This is a genomic window from uncultured Chitinophaga sp. (assembly GCF_937874145.1).
Classification (GTDB): domain Bacteria; phylum Bacteroidota; class Bacteroidia; order Chitinophagales; family Chitinophagaceae; genus Chitinophaga.
Genome location: NZ_CALNBI010000460.1, coordinates 1 through 2,534 on the forward strand (window position 1 = coordinate 1; position 2,534 = coordinate 2,534).

Sequence of the window (2,534 nt, forward strand, 5' to 3'; positions counted from 1 at the left end):
CGCGAGCGTCACCAGCGTGAGCTCCCAACTATTGTAGAACATCCAGCCCGCCATGATCGCGAACTGCAGCACCGCGGGGATCGCCTGGTCGATGGCGGAGCATGGCGCCACATCGCTGTGGGACCAATTTAACCTCATTCTCGGGTTGTTCACCGGCGGTGTGGGCGGGCTCTTCGTGCTGGGGATCTTCACCCGCCGCGCAACAGGCGCCGGCGCTGTGGCGGGGTTCGTGGTGAGTGCGGTGGTACAGGTCATCCTGCTGCAATTCACATCCATGCACCTGCTGATGTATGCTTTTACAGGGCTCGCTTCCTGTGTGATCGCGGGCTATGCCTGGAGCCTGCTGTTTCCTAAAATTCAACACATTCAAGGCCTGACCATTCACCGATAAAAATGAACCTTATGCCATACAATATCCAGGAACTCGAAGCGCTGCGCGATTTTTATGCAAATCAACTGCTGCACGACACTATCCCGTTCTGGTTCCCGCGATCTTACGACTACGAGCACGGCGGTTTCCTGCTGATGCGCGATGCCGGCGGCGAGCTGATCGATGATGACAAGGCGGTCTGGATCCAGGGAAGGGCCACCTGGCTGCTGTCTACCCTTTACAACACCGTGGAAGCGAAACCGGAATGGCTGGAAGGGGCGAAACTGGGATACGACTTCCTCGTCAACCACTGCTTCGACACCGACGGCCGGATGTTTTTCCATGTAGCCAGAAATGGCGCCCCCATCCGCAAGCGCCGTTATTTCTTCTCCGAAACTTTTGCCGTGATCGCCATGGCCGCGTATTCCAAAGCCTCCGGCAATGAAGAAGCGGCCGGCCGCGCACGCGAGCTGTTCGGCAAATGTGTGGCATATGCCACTCCGCCCGGTCTGCTGGAACCCAAGTTCGAACCAACGCGCCCGGCCAAAGGGATCGGCGTTCCCATGATCATGCTCAACACCGCGCAACAACTCCGCGATACCATCGGCGATCCGCGTTGCGACGCGCTCATCCTGCAATGGATCGGCGACATTGAAAAATACTTCGTGAAAGACGACATCCGCTGCGTGATGGAACAGGTAGCGCCCGACGGCAGCATCATCGACCATATCGACGGCCGCACCCTCAATCCCGGGCACGCCATCGAAGGCGCGTGGTTCATTTTACATGAAGCGGTGTACCGCAACAACGATCCCCGGCTCATCAGCCTGGGCTGCCGCATGCTCGATTACATGTGGGAACGGGGATGGGATACCCAACACGGCGGCATCCTCTATTTCCGCGACGTTTACAACAAACCCGTACAGGAATACTGGCAGGATATGAAGTTCTGGTGGCCGCATAACGAAGCCATCATCGCCACGCTCCTCGCCTACCTCGTAACCGGCAACCCGAAATACGCACAATGGCACCGGGAGGTACATAGCTATGCCTACACCCGCTTCCACGACAAGGAACACGGCGAGTGGTTCGGCTACCTGCACCGCGACGGCTCCATCGCGCAAACCGCGAAAGGCAACCTGTTCAAAGGCCCGTTCCACCTGCCGCGGCAGGAATGGTATTGCCGGCAATTGCTGAACACCCATCTGCAAAAAAGTAACGTATGATCCGGCGCATCGCATACCTGGTATTCTTCCCGGTGTTTGCTTTCGGGCAGCTCAACACCGATCCGGCCTGGATGGATCATATGGTCCTCCAGCGCCATCAACCCATCACCATCACCGGGAAAGCCGCTCCGGGAGAAACGGTGCGCCTTACCTTCAAGGGGCGCTCCGCATCCACGCGCGCAATGGCCGATAGCACCTGGCGCATCCGCATCGGGCCGCTGCCGGCGGGCACACATCCTGCCGACATGCTCATAACTGCTGGTACGGCGCGCCTCAGGCTCAGGGATGTGCTCGTGGGCGATGTGTGGCTGTGCCTGGGCCAGTCAAACATGGAATTCCCCATGCGGGGCGAAGCGCATTATACCGAAGCACGGAAAAACCTTTCCGGGCAAATGATCCGCTTTTACAATCCGAAGTACGCGGGCAAAGGGATTTACAACCAGCGCTTCCCCGACAGCCTCGCCCGCCTGCTCGACAGTGGCGGTTTCTACACCGGCGGCGCCTGGCAACCCTGCGATACCGCGTCACTCCCGGACATGAGCGCCGTTGGCTACTATTTTGCGCAAAAAGTAACACAGCAGGTGGGCGTACCCGTTGGCCTGGTGCATCTCGCCATCGGCGGCGCGCCCCTGGAAACGTTCATCCCGAAAGAAGCCCTGCTGGCCGATAGCGCCTTCGCCCGGAAAGTACGCGGCAACTGGCTGCAAAACCCCGATCTGCCCGACTGGTCGCGGGAAAGAGGGCGCCAGAACCGCGGGCACGACGAAAGCCCCGAAGGCCCGGCGCATGGTTACAAACCCGGTCTCGCTTTTGAAAAGGGACTGCGCGCCTGGACGAACACACCCATCGCAGGCATCCTCTTCTACCAGGGCGAAACCAACGCACAGGAATCAGCGCGCGTATCGGAATACGGGCGGTTGTTCGCGCTGATGGTCCGC

The 2,534-nt window shown here is 59.4% G+C and carries 2 protein-coding genes and 1 pseudogene; all 3 read left to right on the plus strand.

The window, feature by feature from the left end:
* The first annotated feature begins 91 nt into the window (after nucleotides 1-91).
* Nucleotides 92-391, plus strand: a complete 300-nt coding sequence (locus Q0510_RS22210) for a hypothetical protein (protein WP_298716608.1) — start codon at nucleotides 92-94, stop codon at nucleotides 389-391.
* Between the two features lie 11 nt (nucleotides 392-402).
* Complete coding sequence (locus Q0510_RS22215; RefSeq protein WP_298716610.1) at nucleotides 403-1,596, plus strand: AGE family epimerase/isomerase; 1,194 nt, start codon at nucleotides 403-405, stop codon at nucleotides 1,594-1,596.
* Nucleotides 1,593-2,534: pseudogene (locus Q0510_RS22220) on the plus strand (hypothetical protein); the annotation flags it as partial. The gene Q0510_RS22215 and the pseudogene Q0510_RS22220, both read left to right, overlap by 4 nt.

Bases quoted from the DNA above. Each gene is read 5' to 3' on its own strand.
- Q0510_RS22210 (WP_298716608.1), top strand. From the start codon at position 92: ATGGCGGAGCATGGCGCCACATCGCTGTGGGACCAATTTAACCTCATT.
- Q0510_RS22215 (WP_298716610.1), top strand. From the start codon at position 403: ATGCCATACAATATCCAGGAACTCGAAGCGCTGCGCGATTTTTATGCA.